Annotated in this window: 18 protein-coding genes; 5 read left to right on the top strand and 13 right to left on the bottom strand. The window is 68.1% G+C overall.

Annotated features, from left to right (window positions below; translation table 11 throughout):
• Nucleotides 1–9 precede the first annotated feature (9 nt).
• The 6 genes from AB4083_RS11745 to AB4083_RS11720 form a co-directional block, all read right to left on the bottom strand.
• Nucleotides 10–417, bottom strand: a complete 408-nt coding sequence (locus AB4083_RS11745; RefSeq protein ID WP_441607991.1) for a DoxX family protein — start codon at nt 415–417, stop codon at nt 10–12.
• On the bottom strand, nt 414–2,291 hold the full coding sequence (locus AB4083_RS11740; RefSeq protein WP_441607990.1) for an amidohydrolase: 1,878 nt from the start codon (nt 2,289–2,291) through the stop codon (nt 414–416). Before AB4083_RS11740 ends, AB4083_RS11745 begins: the two co-directional genes overlap by 4 nt.
• The gene (locus AB4083_RS11735; RefSeq protein ID WP_441607989.1) at nt 2,288–2,566 is read right to left on the bottom strand and encodes a XapX domain-containing protein; all 279 of its coding nucleotides are present in this window, start codon (nt 2,564–2,566) and stop codon (nt 2,288–2,290) included. The genes AB4083_RS11740 and AB4083_RS11735 overlap by 4 nt, the downstream gene beginning before the upstream one ends.
• A 168-nt stretch (nt 2,567–2,734) precedes the next feature.
• On the bottom strand, nt 2,735–3,388 hold the full coding sequence (locus AB4083_RS11730) for a hydrolase (protein WP_441607988.1): 654 nt from the start codon (nt 3,386–3,388) through the stop codon (nt 2,735–2,737).
• Between the two features lie 9 nt (nt 3,389–3,397).
• A complete protein-coding gene (locus AB4083_RS11725) occupies nt 3,398–4,378 on the bottom strand; it encodes an alpha/beta fold hydrolase (protein ID WP_441607987.1) in 981 nt (326 codons plus the stop codon).
• A gap of 78 nt (nt 4,379–4,456) precedes the next feature.
• The gene (locus tag AB4083_RS11720) at nt 4,457–5,158 is read right to left on the bottom strand and encodes a pirin family protein (protein WP_441607986.1); all 702 of its coding nucleotides are present in this window, start codon (nt 5,156–5,158) and stop codon (nt 4,457–4,459) included.
• Between the two features lie 169 nt (nt 5,159–5,327).
• Here AB4083_RS11720 and AB4083_RS11715 point away from each other — a divergent pair, with 169 nt between their 5' ends.
• From AB4083_RS11715 to AB4083_RS11705, 3 genes are all read left to right on the top strand, one after another.
• Nucleotides 5,328–6,248 (top strand): LysR substrate-binding domain-containing protein, encoded by a 921-nt coding sequence (locus tag AB4083_RS11715; RefSeq protein WP_441607985.1) that lies wholly within the window; start codon nt 5,328–5,330, stop codon nt 6,246–6,248.
• Between the two features lie 19 nt (nt 6,249–6,267).
• Nucleotides 6,268–6,798, top strand: coding sequence for a helix-turn-helix transcriptional regulator (locus AB4083_RS11710; protein WP_441607984.1), 531 nt, complete (start codon nt 6,268–6,270; stop codon nt 6,796–6,798).
• Nucleotides 6,799–6,877: 79 nt separating this feature from the next.
• Nucleotides 6,878–7,861: an NAD-dependent epimerase/dehydratase family protein gene (locus AB4083_RS11705; RefSeq protein WP_441607983.1), complete on the top strand. Its 984-nt coding sequence runs from the start codon at nt 6,878–6,880 to the stop codon at nt 7,859–7,861.
• On the opposite strand, the gene AB4083_RS11700 is transcribed toward AB4083_RS11705, so the two are convergent.
• Nucleotides 7,846–8,655, bottom strand: coding sequence for an AraC family transcriptional regulator (locus AB4083_RS11700; RefSeq protein ID WP_441607982.1), 810 nt, complete (start codon nt 8,653–8,655; stop codon nt 7,846–7,848). The two genes, AB4083_RS11705 and AB4083_RS11700, sit on opposite strands and share 16 nt — an antisense overlap.
• Before the next feature lie 174 nt (nt 8,656–8,829).
• Here AB4083_RS11700 and AB4083_RS11695 point away from each other — a divergent pair, with 174 nt between their 5' ends.
• Nucleotides 8,830–9,231 (top strand): DUF3224 domain-containing protein, encoded by a 402-nt coding sequence (locus AB4083_RS11695; RefSeq protein WP_441607981.1) that lies wholly within the window; start codon nt 8,830–8,832, stop codon nt 9,229–9,231.
• 98 nt (nt 9,232–9,329) lie between these two features.
• Here the strand turns inward: AB4083_RS11695 and AB4083_RS11690 are convergent, their stop codons facing one another.
• A complete protein-coding gene (locus AB4083_RS11690) occupies nt 9,330–9,968 on the bottom strand; it encodes a LysE family translocator (protein ID WP_441607980.1) in 639 nt (212 codons plus the stop codon).
• Nucleotides 9,969–10,051: 83 nt separating this feature from the next.
• Here AB4083_RS11690 and AB4083_RS11685 point away from each other — a divergent pair, with 83 nt between their 5' ends.
• A complete protein-coding gene (locus AB4083_RS11685) occupies nt 10,052–11,038 on the top strand; it encodes a helix-turn-helix transcriptional regulator (RefSeq protein WP_441607979.1) in 987 nt (328 codons plus the stop codon).
• Here the strand turns inward: AB4083_RS11685 and AB4083_RS11680 are convergent.
• The 5 genes from AB4083_RS11680 to AB4083_RS11660 form a co-directional block, all read right to left on the bottom strand.
• Nucleotides 11,021–12,199, bottom strand: coding sequence for an autotransporter domain-containing protein (locus AB4083_RS11680; protein ID WP_441607978.1), 1,179 nt, complete (start codon nt 12,197–12,199; stop codon nt 11,021–11,023). The two genes, AB4083_RS11685 and AB4083_RS11680, sit on opposite strands and share 18 nt — an antisense overlap.
• A 53-nt stretch (nt 12,200–12,252) precedes the next feature.
• The gene (locus AB4083_RS11675) at nt 12,253–12,720 is read right to left on the bottom strand and encodes a hypothetical protein (RefSeq protein WP_441607977.1); all 468 of its coding nucleotides are present in this window, start codon (nt 12,718–12,720) and stop codon (nt 12,253–12,255) included.
• Nucleotides 12,721–12,774: 54 nt separating this feature from the next.
• Nucleotides 12,775–13,326 (bottom strand): conjugative transfer signal peptidase TraF, encoded by a 552-nt coding sequence (gene traF, locus AB4083_RS11670; RefSeq protein WP_441607976.1) that lies wholly within the window; start codon nt 13,324–13,326, stop codon nt 12,775–12,777.
• A gap of 37 nt (nt 13,327–13,363) precedes the next feature.
• Complete coding sequence (locus AB4083_RS11665) at nt 13,364–13,738, bottom strand: hypothetical protein (RefSeq protein ID WP_441607975.1); 375 nt, start codon at nt 13,736–13,738, stop codon at nt 13,364–13,366.
• A gap of 169 nt (nt 13,739–13,907) precedes the next feature.
• Nucleotides 13,908–16,613 (bottom strand): fimbria/pilus outer membrane usher protein, encoded by a 2,706-nt coding sequence (locus AB4083_RS11660; RefSeq protein WP_441607974.1) that lies wholly within the window; start codon nt 16,611–16,613, stop codon nt 13,908–13,910.
• Between the last annotated feature and the right edge of the window lie 40 nt (nt 16,614–16,653).

Raw genomic sequence — 16,653 nt, 5'->3', positions numbered from 1 at the left:
ATGATGCGGTCAGCGGGCGGCGCGGCGTTCGCGCCAATCGTGCCAGGCCACCAGCAGGAAGCCGCCGGCCAGGCCCAGGTGTTCGAAAAACGTGTTGGCCGCCGGCATGCGCTGCGCTGGCGGCAGTTCCCAGAAACGTGCGGCGAGGAAGGTCGCGCCGAGCGTGAACACCGCCAGCGCCAGTGCACCAGCCCAGCGCAGCACGCCGCTGAGGATGGCCAGCGACGCGCCCAGTTCCAGCGCGATCACCAAGGCCGCGAACAAGGCCGGCGGCGACAAACCGAAGTGCGTCATCTCGGCCTGGGCACCCGTGAAGTCCAGCGCCTTGTCGATGCCGCCCTGCAGATAGGCGGCGCACAGCAGCAGCAACGCGATCGCGTGCGCGACTTTCCAGCCAGTGAAGGGTGCCGCGTTCATAGCGCCCAGCACGCGCAACCCAGCGCGCCCCAGAACGATTTCAGGTCGGCAATCGGCAAGCGGCTGGACCAGGCGGTGGCGTGGTCATGCCCGTGGACGCCGCAAGCGTGCGAACAGCCGCAGGCCGCCGGTGCGGCCACGCGGGCTTGCGCTCGATCCGCCCACGCGCCGTAGCCGCCGTAGCGGTTCACCGGCGACCAGTCCGGCATCGCCACCGGAATCGCTGCTTCATCCAGCTCGGTAAAGCGGCCGGCGCCATAGACGACCTTGCCGCCGACCATGGTTAGTTCCGAGGTGATGTCAGCCAGTTCGCTTTCCGCGCAGGCAAAGAAATCGCGGTCCGGCACGATCAGGTCCGCCAGCTGGCCGACCTGGATATGGCCCTTCTTGCCTTCCTCGTTGGAGAACCAGGTGACGTACTCGGTCCACATGCGCAGCGCGGTTTCGCGATCCAGGCAGTTGCGCTGCGGATACAGGCGCAGGCCACCCACGGTGCGGCCGGTGATCAGCCACGCCAGCGATACCCATGGGTTGTACGAGGCCACGCGGGTGGCATCGGTGCCGGCGGAAACGCGCACGCCCTTCTCCAGCATGCGCGCCACCGGCGGTGTGGCTTCGGCGGCGCCAGGGCCATAGCGCTCGACGAAGTATTCGCCTTGGTAAGCCATGCGGTGCTGCACGGCGATGCCACCGCCCAGCGCCGCGATGCGGTCGATCGATTCGTCGGAAATGGTTTCGGCGTGATCGAAGAACCAGTTCAGGCCTTGCAGCGGAAGATCCTGGTTGACTCGCTCGAACACGTCCAGCGCGCGGCTGATGGTCTCGTCATAGGTGGCGTGCATGCGCCATGGCCAGCGGTTCTCCGCCAGGATGCGCACCACGCCTTCCAGGTCACCTTCCATCTCGGGCGGCATGTCCGGACGCGGCTGGCGGAAATCTTCGAAATCCGCCGCGGAGAACACCAGCATTTCGCCGGCGCCGTTATGGCGGAAGTAATCGTCGCCCTGCTTGTACCTGGACGTGCGCGTCCAGTTGAGGAAGTCGTCCTTCTCCGCCTTGGGCTTCTGCGTGAACAGGTTGTACGCCAGGCGAATGGTGAGCTGTCCATCGTCGGCCAGCTGCTGGATCACCGCATAGTCGTCAGGGTAGTTCTGCGAACCGCCGCCGGCATCGATGGCGCCGGTGACGCCCAGTCGATTCAACTCGCGCATGAAGTGGCGCGTGGAATTGAGCTGGTAGTCGAGCGGCAGCTTCGGGCCCTTGCCCAGCGTGGCATAGAGGATCGCCGCATTCGGCTTGGCCAGCAGCAGGCCGGTGGGGTTGCCGTCGCTGTCGCGCACCATCTGGCCGCCCGGCGGCTCCGGCGTATCGCGCGTGTAGCCGACAGCGCGCAGCGCGGCGGCGTTGAGCAAGGCGCGGTCGTACAGATGCAGCAGGAATACCGGTGTATCCGGCGCCACCGCATTGAGTTCGTCGATGGTCGGCAGGCGCTTCTCGGCGAACTGGTGTTCGGTGAAACCGCCGACCACGCGTACCCACTGCGGCGGCGGCGTGATGGCGACCTGTGCCTTGAGCATCGCCATCGCATCGGCCAGCGAGCGCACGCCGTCCCAGCGCAGCTCCAGGTTGTAGTTCAGGCCGCCGCGGATGATGTGCAGGTGGTTGTCGATCAGGCCAGGCAACACGCGGCGACCGTGCAGGTCGATCACCCGCGTGGCCGGACCGGCCAGCGCCATCACCTCGGCGTCGCCGCCGACCGCGACAAAGCGGCCGTCGGCAATCGCCACCGCGCTGGCGGTGGGGCGGGTGCGGTCCAGCGTGGTGATCAGGCCGTGGTGCAGGATCAGCTCGGGGGTCTTCGCGGCGGCGTTCATGCTTTCGGTTCCGTGGCGCCGGTGTCGTGCGAAGTGTGCGGGCCTTGCGGCAGCTGGCCGAACACGTGCGGGCGTACTTGTCCGCGCAGCCAGGTGGTCTGCGTGCTGTCGCGATGCAGCAGCTGCTTGACCAGTGGCGGGATCTGCTCACCCACCAGGATGCCCAGCAGGCCGATCAAGGCGATCACCGGCGGTGCCGGCGAGCGCACCTTGAGCAGGGCGTAGACGATGCCCACCAGCAGGCCGGCGGCGAGGGAAAGGATGTAGGGCTTCATCGGTGTTTCCTCAGTGTGAGGTTTAGAGCCCCTCTCCCTCCGGGAGAGGGGTTGGGGTGAGGGTACGGGCGGAGCGCAAGGGTGATGTGCTTCGCTCCGGCCGTACCCTCATCCGGCTGCCGCCACCTTCCCCCGAAGGGGGAAGGGTTCACGCTTGGGTACTGAGGCTCAGCCCTCGTGCGCTCCAAACATGGTCTTGGCATAGATCACGCCCAGGCCGTACGAGCCGCCATTGCTCTTGGCGATGCCGGTGGTGCTGTCGTAGGTCTCGCCGCGCGCCCAGTCGCGCTGCAGTTCCAGCAGGTATTGCAGCGAGGTGATCGGGCGGGCGCCGGCCTGCACCATGCGGTCCATCGCGCGGTTATGCGCTTCGGTCGAGACATCGCCGCAGGCATCGGCGACCACATACACCTCGAAGCCCTGGTCGAGCGCCGACAGCGCCGGGCCGACGATGCACACGGAAGTCCACAGCCCGGCCAGCACGATGCGGCTCTTGCCGATCTCGTTGACCCGGGCGATCACGGCTGCGTCTTCCCAGGTATTCATCGACGTGCGGTCGAGCAGCGCCTGGCCCGGAAAGGGCTCGGTGACTTCGCTGAACATCGGGCCGGAAAAACTCTTCTCCGCCACCGTGGTGAGAATGACCGGCACCTTGAAGCTGGCCGCGGCCTTGGCCACCAGGCCGGCGTTGTTGCGCAGGTTGACCGCGTCGATGGAATGGGTGGCGAAGGCCATCTGCGACTGGAAGTCGATCATGATCAACGCATGATCGGTGGGCGTCAGCAGCAGCTTGCCGGGGGTGGGTCTGGCGGTAATGGACATGGTCGTTCCTCAGCTCTTGATGAAAGCCAGCAGGTCGTTGTTGAGCTGATCCTGGTGCGTGGTGGCCAGGCCGTGCGGCGCGCCCGGATACACCTTGAGCGTGGCGTGCTTGACCAGCTTGGCGGTGAGGCGCGCGGAGCCGTCGATGGGCACGATCTGATCGTCGTCGCCATGGATGACCAGGGTGGGCACGTCGATCTTCTTCAGGTCCTCGGTGTAGTCGACTTCCGAGAATTCCTTGATGCAGTCGTACTGGCCCTTGATGCCGCCCATCATCCCCTGCAGCCAGAACGATTCGCGCGCACCCTCGGAGATCTTCGCGCCAGCGCGGTTGTAGCCGTAGAACGGCAGGGTCAGATCCTTGTAGAACTGCGAGCGGTCATCGGACACGCCCTTGCGGATGCCGTCGAACACTTCCAGCGGCAGGCCGTTGGGATGGCTGGCGGTCTTGAGCATGATCGGCGGCACCGCGCCGATCAGCACCATCTTGGCCACGCGCTTGGTGCCATGGCGGCCGACGTAGTGGGCGATCTCGCCGCCGCCGGTGGAGTGGCCGACCAGCACGATGTCGTGCAGATCAAGCTTCTCGATCAGCTCCGCCAGATCGTCGGCGTAGCGATCCATGTGATTGCCGTCCCAGGTCTGCGCAGAGCGGCCGTGGCTGCGGCGATCATGCGCGATCACGCGGTAGCCGTGCTGGCCCAGGAACAGCATCTGCCCGTCCCAGGCGTCGGCGCTGAGCGGCCAGCCATGCGAGAACAGCACCGGCTGCCCGTTGCCCCAATCCTTGTAGAAGATCTCGGTGCCGTCCTTGGTGACGAAACGCGAACCGGGGGTCTTGCCGGCGTGGCTGGCGGCGCCACCCTTGGAAGCTTCGGCGGCTGCGGCCAGTGCGGGCATCGCGATCGCCGCGGTGGTGGCGAGCGCGGCCTGGCCGAGCAGGGCACGGCGGCCGTGGCTGACGTCGGAAACGGTCTTTGGCTGTGACATGGCGGATTCCTCAATGCGGAGCGAAGGGTCGGAAAGTCCCGCCTGCGGAAGCGGCGGGAAACGGGGAGGCGCTGGCGCTCAGCGCGGCAGGTCGAACACCAGCACTTCGGCGTCGCCGCTGCCTTCGAGCTCGATCGACGCGGTATCGGCGAGCTTCAGCGCATCGCCCGCATTCAGCGCGGTGCCGTTGACGCTGAGGCTGCCGCGCGCCACGTGCACATAGCCGAGGCGGCCCGGGGCGAGCTCACGACTGAGCTTGTCGCCGGCCGACAGGATCGAGGCGTACAGATACGCGTCCTGGTTCATGCGCAGCGAGCCGTCGCGGCCGTCGGGCGAGACGATCAGGCGCAGCTGGCCGCGCTTGGAGGCCTCGTCGAAATGCTTTTCCTCGTAGCTGGGTTCGACGCCCTGGCGCTGCGGCATGATCCAGATCTGCAGGAAGTGCACCGGCTCCTCGGCGTCGTGGTTGAACTCGCTGTGGCGCACGCCGGTGCCGGCGCTCATGCGCTGCACGTCGCCGTAGCGCAGCACCGAGCCGGTGCCCAGGCTGTCCTTGTGCTCCAGCGCGCCGCCCAGGACATAGGAAATGATCTCCATGTTCTGGTGGCCGTGCGTGCCGAAACCCTGGCCGCCGGTCACGCGGTCCTCGTTGATCACGCGCAGCGGGCCGAAGCCCATGTGGCGCGGGTCGTGGTACTCGGCGAAGGAGAAGCTGTGGCGGGAAGACAGCCAGCCGTGCTCGGCGTGGCCGCGTTCCTGGCTCTTGCGGACTTCCAACATGGGATGCCTCCGTAGTGATGTGCAATGGATTCGATGACTCGCCGGCCCGGTCTAGAACGACCTACAGGCCCCGGTTTTGCTTGTCATCGCGCCCTGATGGAGAGAGTATGGGCGCCCTGCCCGGCAGCCAAAAGCGAATAGATTGCCGGCCTATCATCGAGAAATTCGAATGTTGCGCCTGAGCCTCGACGCCCTGCAGATCCTGGACGCCATCGACCGCCGCGGCTCCTTCGCCGCGGCCGGCAAGGAGCTGCACAAAGTGCCCTCCACCATCTCCTACACGGTGGCCAAGCTGGAGGAGGAACTGGGCGTGCAGCTGTTCGAGCGCGCCGGCCCGCGCGCCGACCTGACCCAGGCCGGCACCGTGCTGCTGAAGGAAGGCCGCCATCTATTGCGCGCCGCGCAGGACCTGGAAGCGCGCGTGCGCCGCGTGGCGTCCGGCTGGGAAACCGAATTCGCCATCGAGATCGACTCGATGTTCGCCCCCATCGCGCTGCGCGAGGACATCGAGGCGTTCTGCGCGGTAGCCGACCGCACGCGCCTGCGGGTGGGACAGGAAGCCTTGTCCGGCACCTGGGAGGCACTGCTGGAGCGCCGTGCGGACCTGCTCATCGGCGCGGCCGGCGAAGGCCCCTCCGGCGGCGGCTACGTGGCCGAGCCGATGGGTTCGCTGCCGTTCGTGTTCGCGGTGGCGCCGGAGCATCCGCTGGCGGCGATCGAGCGGCCGCTGGGCCGGCTCGATCTGCAGCAATACCGCGCCATCGCGGTCGCCGACAGCGCGCGCAAGCTGGTCTCGCGCACGGTCGGCCTGGCCTACGGGCAGGACGCGATGACCGTGCCGGATATCCGCAGCAAGCTTGACTTCCAGCGCGCCGGGCTGGGCTTCGGCTTCCTGCCCGAACCGTATGCGCGCCCCGCCATCCAGAGCGGCGAGCTGATCGTGAAGGCGGTGGAGGAACCCAAGCCGGCCGAAACCTTCTACCTGGCCTGGCGCACCGGCGAGGACGGCGCCGCGCTGCGCTGGTGGATCGAGCGCGCGCGCCGGCTCGGCACGCTGGAGCGGCTGCTCGCGCTATCTTTCTGTCACTGACCGGATGACGGAGGCCGCCATGGCACCCTTCGGACGCGCCCTGCGGCGGCTGCGCCAGCTGCGCGGGATGAAACAAAGCCACCTCGCCGACCTGCTCGGCGTCACCCAATCCACCGTGTCGCGCTGGGAGCGCGGCGACCTGGAGCTGTCGGCGGCGCAGCGGCTGGCCGTGCAGCGCCTGCTGGAGGCGCGGCCCGATCCGGCGCAGGACGCGGCGCTGAAGCGATTGGTGGAAACCTCGACGCAGAAGGTGCACCTGGTCTGCGACCGCACCCACCGCTTGCTGGCGGTCTCGCCCGCGCGTTTTGCCGACTGGCGCCGGCCCGCCGCCGAGCTGATCGGCACCTGCATGCTGGTCTACGCGACGCCGGAAATCCTTGCCGCCGAAGCCACGCTGGACGCGCGCGGCTGGTACGAAGATCGGCAGGGCTCGCTGCGCATCGCCACCGGCACCAATGCGGAGTTGCCGATCCGCCCCGGCACCGCACTGTGGGAGCGCATCGCACTGGCGGACGGCAGCATGGGGCGGCTGGTCACCACGCTGGCCTGAGCGGCGCATATTTTATGCGTGGCGGACGCGTTGCCTCGCCCGCTACGCTTTTGCTCCCAGCATCACGCGGGAACAAGCCATGACCATCCTGGTGACCGGCAGCGCCGGCCATCTCGGCGAGGCGCTGATGCGCTGCCTGCGCGCCGCTTCGCGCGAGGCCGTCGGCATCGATCTGAAGCCATCGCCGTTTACGCAGCACACCGGCGACATCGCCGACCGCGTCTTCGTGCGCGAGGCGATGCGCGGCGCAAGCGCCGTGATCCACACCGCCACCTTGCACAAGCCGCATGTCGCCACGCACCCGGCGCAGGATTTCGTCGACACCAATATCAGTGGCACCCTGGCGCTGCTGGAAGAGGCGGTGGCGGCAGGCGTGCGGGCCTTCGTGTTCACCAGCACCACCAGCGTGTTCGGTGCGGCGCTGACGCCGGCCGCGGAAGCACCAGCCGCGTGGATCACGGAAAACGTGGCGCCGGTACCGAAGAACATCTACGGCACCACCAAGCTCGCCGCCGAGCAGCTATGCGAGCTGTATCACCGCCGCCACGGCCTGCCGCTGCTGATACTGCGCACCTCGCGCTTCTTTCCCGAGGCGGACGACGATGCGGGCAAGCGCGCCGCCTATGACCTCGCCAATGCACAGGCCAACGAACTGCTGTATCGCCGCGCGGATATCGAGGACGTGGCGAACGCGCATTTGCTGGCGCTGGAGCGCGCACCGGCGCTCGGCTTCGGCCGCTATATCGTCTCGGCCACCACGCCGTTCGCGCAGGAAGATCTCGCGCTGCTGCACCGCGATGCGCCGGCCGTGCTGCGGCGGCTGTTTCCCGCGTTCGAGGCGCTGTACGGCGCGCGCGGCTGGCGGATGTTCCCGCGCATCGATCGCGTCTACGTCAATGCCCTGGCCCGGCATGAACTGGGCTGGCAACCGCGCCACCACTTCGCCCAGGTGCTGGCCTGCCTGGCGGCGGATCGCGATTTCCGCAGCCCGCTCGCGCTGGCCGTGGGTGCGAAGGGCTATCACGCGGCGACGTTCGGCGAGATGCCTTATCCGGTGGATTGAAGCCGCCTGGCGTATTGCGCCGGCGTGCAGCCGACCAGGGCGCGGAAATCGCGGATGAAATGCGCCTGGTCGAAGTAGCCGAGCGACAGCGCCAGCTCCACCCAGTCCGCCTGCTGCCCTTGCTGCAATTGTGCGATCGCCTCATGCAGGCGATAGCGGTTGATCACCCACTTGGGGCCGATGCCGACGTAGTTCTTGAACAGGCGTTGCAGGGCGCGCGCGTTGAGTGCGCTGCGCTCGCAGAGCTGCTCGACGGCGGTGATGGAACGGTCGGTGGCGATGTCGGCGACCAGGCTGGCGACGCGCTCGACGTTGGCATCGGGCGCGGGCAGGTGCGCCAGCAGCAGGTGTTCGGCGGCGGCGGCCATCTCGTTCATGTCGGTGGTGGCGAGCACGGCGGCTTCGAAGCGATCAGCCGCTGTGCCGAACAGGTCGCGTGCGGCGATCGAGCTATCCATCAGCCTGGCCACTTCCGCGGTGTGGAACGGACGAAACCCGCCTGGCCGGAACTTGATGCCGAATACGCAACCCTGCCCTTCGAGCACGCGCTCGAAGCGCCCCTGGTGCACCCCGTAGAGCCGTGCCTGCGGCGGCTCGACCACCAGGTGCACGCTCGGATGCGGCAGGGTTTCCTGGGTCTGCGGCGGCAGGCCGCGCAGGTCCCAGGCCACGTACCAGTAATGCTCGATCAAGCCGGCCAGCGCGGCGCCGGGCAGGCGGCGCTCGTGCCGGAACTCGCCGTGCGGCAGGCGTGGATGCAGCACGCCGCGCGGTTCGGGTGCGTTCGCGTTCATGGCTGTCGCGTTTTTCCAATCATGCAAGGAGGCTTCCTGTTGCAATGCCGTCCAACGCGGCGATGGCCCGCACCCGTGGAGCACGCTATGTTCCCTCGTCTTCGCTTACCTGTCGCCGTCGCCGTACTCGCCCTGGCGATCGCGCCGGTGGTATCCCACGCATTGGAGAGCAGCATGAAACACGCCCAAGGTACGTTCGAGGTCAAGCTCGCCGCGCAACCGGCACCGCCGAGCATCGAAGCCGCCGCCCTGGGCCGGCAGACCATCGACAAGCGCTTCCACGGCGACCTGGATGGCAGCAGCCTGGGCGAGATGCTCGCGGTGATGGACAAGGCCACCGGCTCCGGCGCCTATGTGGCGCTGGAGCGGGTCACCGGCACGCTGGGCGGCAGGCAGGGCAGCTTCGTGCTGATGCACAGCGCGACGATGACGCGCGGCGCGCCGGCCATGACGATCACGGTGGTGCCCGATTCCGGCACGGGCGAGCTCGACGGCCTGAGCGGGACGCTGGTGATCCATATCGACGCCAAGGGTGCGCATTCGTACACGTTCGATTACAGCCTCCCTTTGGAGTGAAACGACCGGCGTAGGTTGGGGTGAGCCGCAGGCGAACCCCAACGATGCGATGCGTTTGGAGCTAGCCATGTTGGGGTTCGCCTGCGGCTCACCCCAACCTACGCCAGGCGGCGAATGCCCTCCGCCACGGTAAGCAGCGCGATCCCGATCAACAGCGCACCCACCGCACGCAAGGCCGTCCGCGTATAACCCGGCCGCTCCGCCAGCCACCCCTGCGCCCCGCCCGCGGCGCAGGCCAGCGCGCCATACACGGCCAGCTGGGTCAGTACGATCACCAGGCCCAACACTGCCGCCTGCGGCCATAACGCCCCGTGCTCGCGCCGCATGAACTGCGGAAACACCGCCAGCATGAACAGGTAGGCCTTGGGATTGAGCAGGCAGGTCACGGCGCCGCGGCGGAACGTGGTCCAGCGCGACTGGCCGGCCACTTCGGCGGCGTGCAACGCGCCGCCTTCGCTGCGCCACATGCCGTAGCCGATCCAGGCCACATAGGCCGCGCCGATCCACAACATGGCCTGGAACAACAGCGGCGACCATTGCAGCAGCACGCCAATGCCCAGCCCGGTCAGCACGACGTGGCAAACGCCGCCGGCCATGATCCCCGCCACCGCCGCCAGGCCACCGCGCCGCCCGCCGCTGAGCGAACTGCCCAGCACATAGGCCATGTCCAGCCCGGGCAGCGCCACGATGCCCAGCACCAGCAGGAAGAACAGGCCCAGCTGCATGGAAGGAATCATGGCGGCAACCTCGCGGGAGACGCTCACAGCCTAGGCATGAATCAGGGCGAAGACAGTCCTGTTTATCGGCTAACCTGCGCGCCATGTACCGACCCGCCACCCGCGCCCTGGCAGTGCTGGAACTGCTCCAGACGCATCGCCGCATCAGCGGCGTCGAGATCGCACAACGGCTGGGCGTGGATGGCCGCACCGTGCGGCGCTATATCGCCGCGCTGGAGGAGCTGGGCATCCCGATCCTGGCCGAGCGCGGCCGCTACGGCGCCTACCTGCTGGTGGCCGGCTTCAAGCTGCCGCCGATGATGTTCACCGACGACGAGGCGCTGGCGCTGTCGGTCGGCCTGCTGGCGGCGCGCAGCATGGGGCTGACCGAGGCTTCCGCGGCGGTGGCCAGCGCGCAGGCCAAGCTGGAACGCGTGATGCCGGAGCGCCTGATGGCGCGCACCCGCGCGGTAGCCGACACGGTGATGCTCGACGTGGCCCGCTCCGCGGCCGCCGGCACCAGCGACACCTTGTTCGCCTTGAGCGCCGCCGCGCAGCAATGCCGGCGGGTGCGCCTGCGCTATCGCGCGGCGAACGGTGTGGAGAGCGAACGCGAGGTCGATCCCTACGGCCTCGCGCACAGCGGCGGCTTCTGGTACATGGCGGGCCACTGCCATCTGCGCCGCGGGCTGCGCTCGTTCCGGCTCGATCGCGTGGCGGACGTGGTGGCGCAGGAAAGCCTGTTCATGCGTCCGCGCAATTTCGACGCCGTGGCGCACCTGACCTTCAGCATCGCCACGCTGCCGCGCGCGCATACCGCCGAAGTGATCCTGCACACCACGCTGCAGGACGCGCTGGAACGGCTGGGCGGCACCATGGGCCTGTTCGAACCGATCGAAGCAGGCGTGCTGCTGCGCGCGCAGGTCGACGAGCTGGACTGGTTCGCGCGCCAGCTTGCGCGGCAGCCGTTCGATTTCACCGTGCGCGCGCCGGAGGGCTTGCGCACGGCGCTGCGCGTGCTGGCCGGGCGACTGGGTGCGTTGGCGGAGCGCGATGGAGCGTCGCTGGATCGCTCAGAAATTAATGCGTAAGCCCGTGTTGAACGATCCGCCCGAGCGGCCACCATCGGCCAGGCCCCGCTGTATCCCGGCATCCGCGTAGATATCCACCGAACGATGGACCTTGATGGTCACGCCGGCACTCAATCGCATGACCGTGCCATTGCGCACGATGGCGGAGGCGTCGCTCGCCGCGACACCGGCGGCCGCAGCACGGCTTCGCCCGGCGAACTGGCGCTCCAGATCGAGTTGCGCGTAGGGCACGAAGCGCTCGTTGTCGATGCGCGCGACGCGCGCGCCCAGCCGAAGGGTGGCCTGGTGCGCGCGAAGGGCGCCGCCATCACGCAGCGCACCGGCGCGCTGCGTCTGGTGCTTCCACTGGACCTGCGGCTCCACCGCCACGTTCTCGCTGATCGACAGCGGGGCGCCGACTTCGGCCGAGATCAGCCATTGGCTCGCCCTGACTCGCGCGCCAGCCGTGCCGTCGCCGCGCACCCGGCCGGTGTAGCTGGCACGCCTCACCACGGCATCCAGATAGGCGCCGTTATCGCGCTGGCGGGTGTACCAGGCGGCAAGGCCGTCGATCCGGTCGTCGGCATGCCCGATGCCCCCGCTTCGCACGCTCAACCTGCCCCGATCCAGCGCCCAGCCGATGCGCTGGTTGGCACCATCCTCGTCCCAATCAGCCAGGCTGCCACCGAGTTGCACGGCGCCGGCATGCGAATGCGCATCGCGGCCTCCGGCGCCAGCGAGGCGATCGACATGGCCGCCGACATGGCGCACGAACGCCTCACCGCCGATATCGCGCGTCGGCATCACGTTGCGGATCTCGCCCAGGCGGCGATGCAGGCCATCCATCATCAACTCGCCTTGGGCCAGCCGCGCGCTCGACCACAGCGCAACGTCCACGCCGCCAGCGGCGGACAACGCGCGGGGATTCGGAGCGTCCGCAGCCTGGATCGCCAGCGGCAGGCAAGCCAGGCCGGCGCCCGCCACCGCACGGCAACGCTGCACGGTGCGCAGGAAATCCTGCATCGCTCCGTCCATGCCGGCCGAACGGCGATGGCGTTCGGGACCGGCGGGGGGCGCCGGGAGGATGCGCGCCAGGACCGGCATCCGGCGATCGGTGCGACGCCATGCGCCTATCCCACCGGCCGTGCCCGCGCCGGCATGGCCGGGTTCTGCATACGCCATGCCTGTATCGGCAAATCGGATAAGCCACTTGGTTTCAAAAGCGTGCGTAGCTGTCATGGCTTGCCCGATGTGTGTCCCGGCGCCGGATAAGTCCTGATGCCTTGCTCGATCGTCGCAAGCACGCGCCGCAGGCGTGCGCAGGTCTGCTTGCGATAGGCCTCCTGCCGGCCCTGGCTGAGCATGGACTCGTGCAGCTTCGTCGCCTCTTTCGCCGCCGTGATGAAGATCGCCTTGCGCTGCGGATCGCCCTGCACGACCCATTCGCTATACGCCGCGAACTTGGCCAGCTCCGCGGCGGGGAGTTTGCACACGTCGCGCGCGGCCACCATGTCCATGCCGGCGTCGAGGGCATCCTCGGCGTCCGGTTGATCGGCCGCGGATACCGCAGTCTCGCCGCCGGACGGAGCGGCGGGGATATCCGGCATCGGCGGCGCGTCCGCCAGGGCGGTGTGCGAGTCTTCCGACGAACGGCAGCCGGATAACAATGCCGCGAGTACGGCAAGAACCATGATGCTACGCATGAAGCTTTATCTCACTCGATAAGAAACGCGACCTGACACAGGCCTTCGGTTGCGCTAGCCCGACCAGGTGCCGCCCGGCCCCCAGGTCGCGACGGGTTCGATCACCTCCATCACCCACGCACGATCGATTGGCCCGAAGTAGCGGCTGTCGAAGGAATGACTGTTGGTGTCGGACATCACCCATAGCTGGGACGGCGCCAGCTGCAACTGCGTCGGCGAAGGTCTAGGCATCGGCCGGCCCGCCGCGTCCACCGCCAGGTGAGCGCTGAGCGGCAGCAACCGCCCATCCACCCGCACGCCATCGTCCTGTGCGAGGACCCATGCGCCGCCCACCGCCGCCACCCGCTTGAGCAAGGGCAGGTAGCCGTTGGCGCAGACTTCGCCGGCGTGCAGGTAACCGCGCTCCATCCCGAGTGCAATCGCGCCGCCGCGCGGCGGACAGAAACGCACATAAGCGCCACGCTCCACCGGACGGTTCACCACCCGGTACAGGCCCAGCGGCAGGCTGCGCGTGAAGTTCAGGCGCAGGCCCATGGCATAGCCGGCCTCCAGCAGGACCAGCGCGGCCAGCAACGCGCCGAACAAGCCGACGCAGACGCAGTGCAATCCCCCAGCACCGGCACGCCACCAGCGCGATGCCATCTCAGCGGAACGTGACGCGCACGGCGATCGGCCGGTTGATACGCCCCGCGGTAACGCTGCCGGTCGTGCGTTGCAGCCGCGCGCGAAATGGATACACGAAACGGGTACCGCTGATCAGTATTCCCGCGCGCGCCGGGAGCGCGATGCTGGCCACGAGCAGGGCGAGCAGCAGCGGCAACGTCCGCATGGGATAGCCGCGCTCAAGACGATCGCCGGCAATGCCAGGCGCAGACCTGGCGTGCGGCGGTGTTGCATGAGATCCGAGTGGCGTGCGTTGGACAGACATGAGGTGGTTGAAGCAGCTGGACAGTGGAAAATTCCAAGCGAAGCGCAGTGCTGCATGGATGGGATGTTTCGCGGCAAGCGGTGCTTGCATCGAGTGGGTTGATTCTGAGCGAGTGAACCTAGGCAAGACCATCAGAGCACTCTTAAATGCAGTGAACTTCGGACTACACCGATGTCTTATCGTCCTGATGGAGTGCCCTGCGATACCGGTGTGCGTTCGCAGCGGTCATGAACACTGCGAGTGAAGGTCGCGCAGGAGATCAATGCGGCGGCCGCGGCGCTTCGCACGATCGCTGCATATGCTCGAGCTCACCGTCATGCTTGCGCGTCGATGCCGGATCGATGCGTAGAAGACACCTGTCTCCAGCTCCTTCGCCCCAGCGCACGGTGAGCGTGGCGGCGCGCTCGACACCGCGCACCAGCACCTGGCCGCCCTGGCCGGTGACGCCCACCACGGCGCCTTGTTCGTCGGACACTTCAGCACCGAAAGGCAGCGGCTCGCCGCTTTCAAGCATGCCGTCGATCAGCAGCGGGCGGCCGCCGGTGGTTTTGTAGTCGAGCAGCACCACCGCGCGAGCGCGTGGCGCCGTCTGCTGGGAAGCCATCTGCAGCTCGGTGTCCATCGACATGCCTCGGGGATCGATAGCCACACGATTGCTCTGATAGGCGATGAGACTGGGGACCACGGCGAATCCGTTGGCGTCCACCACCGAACGCTGGCCGCCATCCACGTGCGCGCCCCGACCGCCGGGCACGTGGACCAGGCCGATGGTTTCGCCCAGCGGCGGCGACCAGGTCGGTCCACCGCCGTGCAGCACCAGGCCGCCGCTCAGCCCCAGGCTGGCCTGCGTATAGCCATCGCCCCGGCCGTAGCCGGCGCGGACATTGCCGTGTCCGCCGTTGTACTGGCCGGAAAGGTTGAAAGCGTTGCTGCCGCCCTGGCGGGCTAGCGCGGCGTTATAGCTGAGCTGCTGCTCGGCGCCGGCGAGCCCGTTCAGGGCCAGCTGCCCGCTGCGGCCCGCCAGGTTCGATCGCTCGACCAGCGCGGAGAGATTCGGCGCTGCGCTGCTGTGTCCCAGCGGCACGCTGACGGATAAGAAGACGCGGGTATCGCTCCGGGTGAGGCGCGAGCCCGGACGCGCGCCGGACAGGCCAAGGCCGGGAATGGTATTCAGCGCCGCGTCGGACGGGCGCAGCCCCTGAATGGTTTCGCGCGTGCGCTGAGCCGACAGCGAATAACTCAGCGAGCGCCATTGATTGGAGTAGCCCACGGTGAAGTCGAGCTGCCGGCCATCCCTGGACCAGTAGTCCCGCCGCACCCCATTGAGAAAGAGCTGGCCGCCGCGGTTACCCAGGCGCTGGTTGATGCTGACGGTGAGCTGGCTGCGCGCGCGGGAACGCAGGGAAGCACCGGCGGGAGCACCGCCTCGGCTCGACGCGTCGCGCAGGTCGACCAGGTCCGCCACGTCGACGTAGCCGCGCGTGGAATAGCGATACGCGGCGAGCGAGAAACTGGTGCCCAGTTCCGGCAGGTTCCGGCTGTAGCCGAGGCGCACGCTGCTGCCTTCGGTGGGCGGCAGGCCGGCAATCCTCGCATGCGTGTGCGTTGCATCCAGCGAGAACGCGCCCAGGCCGGTATTGAGCGCACCGCCGATCAGCGCGGCGCGATAACCGGTCGCCAGGGTGGTGCCGCCGTAGGCGGTCAGCTGGTCGGTGATGCCGCGTTGATAGGTGGCCGTGGCCAGCACGGGCGTGCGGCTACGTCCCGGCTGGCGGACTTTGCCCGCGGCCAGCTCCCAGCGGCTCTGCCCCGCGCGCAGCAGTTGCGGTACCGCGGCGTACGGCACGCTGATGCGCTTGATCCGCCCGTCGGCCTCGTGGATCTCCACCTCGAGATCGCCGCCGTAGCCGGTCGGGTAGAGATCGTCGATCACGAATGGACCAGGCGCCACCGTGGTGTCCAGCAGCACGTAACCCCGCTGGCGGATCACCACGCGCGCCTGCGTTTCGGCGATGCCGCGCACGCTGGGCGCATAGCCGCGCAGCGATTCCGGCAGCATGCGGTCGTCCGCAAGCAGTGCGGCGCCGCGCAGGTTGACGCTGTTGAACAGCGTGCCCGAGGTATACAGGTCGCCCACGTACAACTGCGACATCAGCGAAGGCACGTCGTGCTGCAGATAGTTGGCGGCCGTCTCGTAGCTGGTCCGGCCGCGCTCGGTCCAGTTGAACGAGCTCAGGTGGCTGAGGTGCCAGGAGCCCAGGTTGGCCGAGGCGTTGATGCCGACGTAGCCGCTGAGGCGCGCACCGCCGGGACCGGCGCGATTGCGATAGAGCGAGGCGTTGTAATTGACCACGCCGGCGTTGATACCCGCGTCCCAGTACTTCGGGTCCACATAGCCGCCCGCGTCATGGCTGAGATAGATCTGCGGCACGCTCAAGGTGAGGGTCTGGTCGCTGCCGTCGAAAGCCGCGCTCGCGCCGGGTATGTAATCGCCGAGCGGACCGCAGAACTCGCTGGTGGCGGGCATGGCCTGGCGCTGGCCGGCCGCCGGCTCGACAGCATCCACCTTGGCCAGCGCGATGCCGATACGCGCAAGCATGTCCCGCTCGAAGCACGGTTGCGTGCCCTGGTGATCCGGCTCGTCCGCGATGCGCAGCTCGATGCGCGCGCGCCATTCGCCGTTGAGCAGGATGTTGCTGGCGTAGCGTCCCGGCAGCACGGCGTTGGGTTTCTCGAAGCGCGAGATGTCCACCTGCGGACCCACGCCCATGTTGAGCAGCCCCTCATGGAAGGACACCGCCCTGGCGGCGGCATTCGCCGGCGCTGCCGCCTCGCCGGCAGCGTGCGCCGGCCGGACCAGGGCGCCGAGGATCAAGGCCGGCAGCAAAGCATGCCGCAGGTTCGGGCGCGGCAGCGCCGGACCGTGACGGTTGCCGTTCGATGCGGCATGGATCGGGGTGAGCAAACGGTTCTCCGGGAAGAGGCCAGCATTCCATCCGCGCCAT

The sequence above is a fragment of the Dyella sp. 2RAB6 genome (genome assembly GCF_052115385.1).
Taxonomy (GTDB): domain Bacteria; phylum Pseudomonadota; class Gammaproteobacteria; order Xanthomonadales; family Rhodanobacteraceae; genus Dyella_D.
Note: the sequence above shows the minus strand (reverse complement) of the source record. Positions and strands in the feature narration are given on the sequence as shown.

What these genes read in the sequence shown, in the direction of transcription:
- AB4083_RS11690 (WP_441607980.1), bottom strand. Translation starts at nt 9,968, where the DNA reads ATGATTCCTTCCATGCAGCTGGGCCTGTTCTTCCTGCTGGTGCTGGGC.
- AB4083_RS11720 (WP_441607986.1), bottom strand. Translation starts at nt 5,158, where the DNA reads ATGTTGGAAGTCCGCAAGAGCCAGGAACGCGGCCACGCCGAGCACGGC.
- AB4083_RS11695 (WP_441607981.1), top strand. Translation starts at nt 8,830, where the DNA reads ATGAAACACGCCCAAGGTACGTTCGAGGTCAAGCTCGCCGCGCAACCG.
- AB4083_RS11705 (WP_441607983.1), top strand. Translation starts at nt 6,878, where the DNA reads ATGACCATCCTGGTGACCGGCAGCGCCGGCCATCTCGGCGAGGCGCTG.
- AB4083_RS11735 (WP_441607989.1), bottom strand. Translation starts at nt 2,566, where the DNA reads ATGAAGCCCTACATCCTTTCCCTCGCCGCCGGCCTGCTGGTGGGCATC.
- AB4083_RS11685 (WP_441607979.1), top strand. Translation starts at nt 10,052, where the DNA reads ATGTACCGACCCGCCACCCGCGCCCTGGCAGTGCTGGAACTGCTCCAG.
- AB4083_RS11745 (WP_441607991.1), bottom strand. Translation starts at nt 417, where the DNA reads ATGAACGCGGCACCCTTCACTGGCTGGAAAGTCGCGCACGCGATCGCG.
- AB4083_RS11725 (WP_441607987.1), bottom strand. Translation starts at nt 4,378, where the DNA reads ATGTCACAGCCAAAGACCGTTTCCGACGTCAGCCACGGCCGCCGTGCC.
- AB4083_RS11740 (WP_441607990.1), bottom strand. Translation starts at nt 2,291, where the DNA reads ATGAACGCCGCCGCGAAGACCCCCGAGCTGATCCTGCACCACGGCCTG.
- AB4083_RS11675 (WP_441607977.1), bottom strand. Translation starts at nt 12,720, where the DNA reads ATGCGTAGCATCATGGTTCTTGCCGTACTCGCGGCATTGTTATCCGGC.
- AB4083_RS11700 (WP_441607982.1), bottom strand. Translation starts at nt 8,655, where the DNA reads ATGAACGCGAACGCACCCGAACCGCGCGGCGTGCTGCATCCACGCCTG.
- AB4083_RS11715 (WP_441607985.1), top strand. Translation starts at nt 5,328, where the DNA reads ATGTTGCGCCTGAGCCTCGACGCCCTGCAGATCCTGGACGCCATCGAC.
- AB4083_RS11680 (WP_441607978.1), bottom strand. Translation starts at nt 12,199, where the DNA reads ATGGCGTATGCAGAACCCGGCCATGCCGGCGCGGGCACGGCCGGTGGG.
- AB4083_RS11665 (WP_441607975.1), bottom strand. Translation starts at nt 13,738, where the DNA reads ATGCAAGCACCGCTTGCCGCGAAACATCCCATCCATGCAGCACTGCGC.
- AB4083_RS11710 (WP_441607984.1), top strand. Translation starts at nt 6,268, where the DNA reads ATGGCACCCTTCGGACGCGCCCTGCGGCGGCTGCGCCAGCTGCGCGGG.
- AB4083_RS11730 (WP_441607988.1), bottom strand. Translation starts at nt 3,388, where the DNA reads ATGTCCATTACCGCCAGACCCACCCCCGGCAAGCTGCTGCTGACGCCC.